This is a genomic window from Aequorivita sp. CIP111184 (assembly GCF_900489465.1).
Taxonomy (GTDB): Bacteria; Bacteroidota; Bacteroidia; order Flavobacteriales; family Flavobacteriaceae; genus Aequorivita.
The window spans coordinates 1-4688 of the sequence record NZ_UEFQ01000041.1 but is presented as its reverse complement, the minus strand read 5'-3'; the positions used below and the strand labels follow the sequence as shown (position 1 = coordinate 4688).

The following is a 4688-nucleotide window of genomic DNA, read 5'->3' as shown; positions in this document are numbered from 1 at the left end:
GCGCTACGATATCACACAGCAATATTTGCCCCGCTGCAAAATAGCGCTTGCGGGGTGCGCAGAGCAAGGCTATAATTCGCCCCCTCGCTGAACGATGCATGCAAATGCAGCGTAAAGTGAGAAAAAAGAAGGAGTTGACGGACGTAGCAAAATGCTTCATACTCTTCCTTCTTCGCAGCTGACAAACACAACGCTTTGTCGATAGCGCGAAAGCAGTAACCGAATACAGTTCTTTAACAATTAACAGTCGATAAGTGTGGGCATTTGATGTAAGTGCAGCGTCAATCTTCGGATTGACGTCTAACTTAAAATATATCAAATGTTCACAAGAAATAATGAAATAGGCGCTACGAAAGTAGTGGCCTGTCAGTTTTTTGAGTGAGCAAATCTTTTGCAATGCAAAAGATTTGGATGGTAGTGATACTGTCCGACCTGTCAGAAATGACATTAAACAGAGATTAAACTGAAGAGTTTGATCCTGGCTCAGATTGAACGCTGGCGGCATGCCTTACACATGCAAGTCGAACGGCAGCACGGAGCTTGCTCTGGTGGCGAGTGGCGAACGGGTGAGTAATATATCGGAACGTACCCTAGAGTGGGGGATAACGTAGCGAAAGTTACGCTAATACCGCATACGATCTAAGGATGAAAGTGGGGGATCGCAAGACCTCATGCTCGTGGAGCGGCCGATATCTGATTAGCTAGTTGGTAGGGTAAAAGCCTACCAAGGCATCGATCAGTAGCTGGTCTGAGAGGACGACCAGCCACACTGGAACTGAGACACGGTCCAGACTCCTACGGGAGGCAGCAGTGGGGAATTTTGGACAATGGGCGAAAGCCTGATCCAGCAATGCCGCGTGAGTGAAGAAGGCCTTCGGGTTGTAAAGCTCTTTTGTCAGGGAAGAAACGGTGAGAGCTAATATCTTTTGCTAATGACGGTACCTGAAGAATAAGCACCGGCTAACTACGTGCCAGCAGCCGCGGTAATACGTAGGGTGCAAGCGTTAATCGGAATTACTGGGCGTAAAGCGTGCGCAGGCGGTTTTGTAAGTCTGATGTGAAATCCCCGGGCTCAACCTGGGAATTGCATTGGAGACTGCAAGGCTAGAATCTGGCAGAGGGGGGTAGAATTCCACGTGTAGCAGTGAAATGCGTAGATATGTGGAGGAACACCGATGGCGAAGGCAGCCCCCTGGGTCAAGATTGACGCTCATGCACGAAAGCGTGGGGAGCAAACAGGATTAGATACCCTGGTAGTCCACGCCCTAAACGATGTCTACTAGTTGTCGGGTCTTAATTGACTTGGTAACGCAGCTAACGCGTGAAGTAGACCGCCTGGGGAGTACGGTCGCAAGATTAAAACTCAAAGGAATTGACGGGGACCCGCACAAGCGGTGGATGATGTGGATTAATTCGATGCAACGCGAAAAACCTTACCTACCCTTGACATGGCTGGAATCCCCGAGAGATTGGGGAGTGCTCGAAAGAGAACCAGTACACAGGTGCTGCATGGCTGTCGTCAGCTCGTGTCGTGAGATGTTGGGTTAAGTCCCGCAACGAGCGCAACCCTTGTCATTAGTTGCTACGAAAGGGCACTCTAATGAGACTGCCGGTGACAAACCGGAGGAAGGTGGGGATGACGTCAAGTCCTCATGGCCCTTATGGGTAGGGCTTCACACGTCATACAATGGTACATACAGAGCGCCGCCAACCCGCGAGGGGGAGCTAATCGCAGAAAGTGTATCGTAGTCCGGATTGTAGTCTGCAACTCGACTGCATGAAGTTGGAATCGCTAGTAATCGCGGATCAGCATGTCGCGGTGAATACGTTCCCGGGTCTTGTACACACCGCCCGTCACACCATGGGAGCGGGTTTTACCAGAAGTAGGTAGCTTAACCGTAAGGAGGGCGCTTACCACGGTAGGATTCGTGACTGGGGTGAAGTCGTAACAAGGTAGCCGTATCGGAAGGTGCGGCTGGATCACCTCCTTTCTAGAGTTTGCACGAATCAGGTAACTGATTCACGCATCAAATGTTCACACTTATCGGCTGTTAAATGAAGAAGAAACAGTAGTCGTAGTAGTTCCGCGTTGGGGCTGTAGCTCAGCTGGTTAGAGCACCGTGTTGATAACGCGGGGGTCGTTGGTTCGAGTCCAACCAGCCCTACCAGTAAAAACTGCCCGGGGGTAAGGTGGACACTAGTCCAGCCAGACCTACCAGTATGTAATACCCCAGGGGGATTAGCTCAGCTGGGAGAGCACCTGCTTTGCAAGCAGGGGGTCGTCGGTTCGATCCCGTCATCCTCCACCAAAAGTTCAAACGTAAATCAGTGTTGAATTCAACGCCGGGATTTAGGTTTGGTCTTTTCGAGATCAAGTGCTGTATGTTCTTTAACAATCTGGAAGAAGTAAAGATTATTTATTGATCGGTTTGCCGTAAAAGGTAAATCGATGGGTAATGATTGTATGTATCAACAAACAAGCAACAACGTTGTACTTTCTTATCCCTGTAGCGCTCTTTGATGACTTCGGTAATCAGAGGCTAACGTTATAGGGACAAGCGAATAAGTGCACATGGTGGATGCCTTGGCGATTACAGGCGATGAAGGACGTAGTAGCTTGCGATAAGCTGCGGGGAGTGAGCAAACACACTTTGATCCGCAGATTTCCGAATGGGGCAACCCACCCTTTTAGGGTATTGCATACTGAATACATAGGTATGCAAGGCGAACGCGGCGAACTGAAACATCTAAGTAGCTGCAGGAAAAGAAATCAACCGAGATTCCCAAAGTAGCGGCGAGCGAAATGGGAAGAGCCTGTACGTGATAGTCGGACCGATAACAGAATCCTCTGGAAATAGGAGCCATAGCGGGTGATAGCCCCGTATGTGAAATCGGACCGGTGGTACTAAGCGTACGACAAGTAGGGCGGGACACGTGACATCCTGTCTGAATATGGGGGGACCATCCTCCAAGGCTAAATACTCGTAATCGACCGATAGTGAACCAGTACCGTGAGGGAAAGGCGAAAAGAACCCCGGAAGGGGAGTGAAATAGATCCTGAAACCGTGTGCATACAAACAGTAGGAGCGGACTTGTTCCGTGACTGCGTACCTTTTGTATAATGGGTCAGCGACTTACATTCAGTGGCAAGGTTAACCATATAGGGAAGCCGTAGAGAAATCGAGTCCGAATAGGGCGATCAGTCGCTGGGTGTAGACCCGAAACCAAGTGATCTACTCATGGCCAGGATGAAGGTGCGGTAACACGCCCTGGAGGTCCGAACCCACTAATGTTGAAAAATTAGGGGATGAGCTGTGGGTAGGGGTGAAAGGCTAAACAAACTTGGAAATAGCTGGTTCTCTCCGAAAACTATTTAGGTAGTGCCTCAAGTATCACCATCGGGGGTAGAGCACTGTTATGGCTAGGGGGTCATTGCGACTTACCAAACCATTGCAAACTCCGAATACCGATGAGTGCGAGCTTGGGAGACAGACGTCGGGTGCTAACGTCCGGCGTCAAGAGGGAAACAACCCAGACCGCCAGCTAAGGTCCCAAAGATTGGCTAAGTGGAAAACGAAGTGGGAAGGCTAAAACAGTCAGGATGTTGGCTTAGAAGCAGCCATCATTTAAAGAAAGCGTAATAGCTCACTGATCGAGTCGTCCTGCGCGGAAGATGTAACGGGGCTAAGCCAGTCACCGAAGCTGCGGATATTGTTCTGTGATTTATCACAGATATATATGGTAGGAGAGCGTTCTGTAAGCCTGCGAAGGTGTCTTGTAAAGGATGCTGGAGGTATCAGAAGTGCGAATGCTGACATGAGTAGCGATAATGGGGGTGAAAAGCCTCCACGCCGTAAGCCCAAGGTTTCCTGTTCAACGTTCATCGGAGCAGGGTGAGTCGGCCCCTAAGGCGAGGCAGAGATGCGTAGCTGATGGGAAGCAGGTTAATATTCCTGCACCGTCGTATGATGCGATGGGGGGACGGATCGCGGAAGGTTGTCCAACTGTTGGAATAGTTGGTTTTTGGCTCATAGAAGGCACTTAGGCAAATCCGGGTGCGCAATTCAAGGGGTTGAGACGAGTGAACTTGTTCACGAAGCAATCGGAAGTGGTTCCAAGAAAAGCCTCTAAGCTTCAGTCATACGAGACCGTACCGCAAACCGACACAGGTGGGCGAGATGAGTATTCTAAGGCGCTTGAGAGAACTCGGGAGAAGGAACTCGGCAAATTGGTACCGTAACTTCGGGAAAAGGTACGCCCCGGTAGCTTGATTGGTTTACTCCATGAGGGTGAAAGGGTTGCAATAAACTGGTGGCTGCGACTGTTTAATAAAAACACAGCACTCTGCAAACACGAAAGTGGACGTATAGGGTGTGACGCCTGCCCGGTGCTGGAAGATTAAATGATGGGGTGCAAGCTCTTGATTGAAGTCCCAGTAAACGGCGGCCGTAACTATAACGGTCCTAAGGTAGCGAAATTCCTTGTCGGGTAAGTTCCGACCTGCACGAATGGCGTAACGATGGCCACACTGTCTCCTCCCGAGACTCAGCGAAGTTGAAATGTTTGTGATGATGCAATCTACCCGCGGCTAGACGGAAAGACCCCATGAACCTTTACTGTAGCTTTGCATTGGACTTTGAACCAATCTGTGTAGGATACGTTGGACGCTTTAAATCTAATAATCTAGT

General features: G+C 49.8%; 2 tRNA genes and 2 rRNA genes. All 4 read left to right on the top strand.

Annotated elements, in window-relative coordinates:
* Nucleotides 1-460: 460 nt before the first annotated feature.
* Nucleotides 461-1991 (top strand): 16S ribosomal RNA (locus AEQU1_RS16235).
* 100 nt (nucleotides 1992-2091) lie between these two features.
* A tRNA-Ile gene (locus tag AEQU1_RS16230) sits at nucleotides 2092-2168 on the top strand.
* 65 nt (nucleotides 2169-2233) lie between these two features.
* Nucleotides 2234-2309 (top strand) — tRNA-Ala (locus AEQU1_RS16225).
* Between the two features lie 243 nt (nucleotides 2310-2552).
* Nucleotides 2553-4688 (top strand): 23S ribosomal RNA (locus AEQU1_RS16220); the annotation flags it as partial.